Raw genomic sequence first — 396 nt, 5'->3', positions numbered from 1 at the left:
ACAAACTTTTCTTCCTAGGGTTCTCCTCCAACGCCAATCGAGGCCGCCCGAGGAGCATGACAGAGACATCCGGCATCACCGTGCTGACGCTCAAGCCGTCGCTCGACCTGACCGCGATCGACGCGCTGCTGCGCGACCTCAGGAAGGCGCGCAACACCGCCGTCGTCATCGAGGCGGGCGCGGTCACGCGCGTGTCGACCATCGCACTCCAGGCGCTCCTCTCCGCCTGGGTCACGTGGAAATCGGACGGGCATGATTTCCACGTCGGCACCGCCTCTCCCACCCTTCTCGAAGCAGCAAACCTCCTCGGCTTTCCACCGGACTTCCTCCAGGGCGAAGGACTCATCCCATGACCGTGACCATCCTGACCGTCGACGATTCCCGCACCATGCGGGA

The 396-nt window shown here is 64.1% G+C and carries 1 protein-coding gene; it reads left to right on the top strand.

Annotated elements, in window-relative coordinates:
- Positions 1–353: STAS domain-containing protein (locus tag ACLD7X_RS19510; protein WP_411425333.1), on the top strand; the 353-nt coding region annotated here is incomplete at its 5' end.
- Positions 354–396 lie beyond the last annotated feature (43 nt).

The organism is Aphanothece microscopica RSMan92 (assembly GCF_046613545.2).
GTDB lineage: Bacteria > Cyanobacteriota > Cyanobacteriia > PCC-6307 > Cyanobiaceae > NIES-981.
The sequence above is the reverse complement of the archived record's forward strand: the minus strand, read 5'-3'. Positions and strand labels throughout refer to the sequence as shown.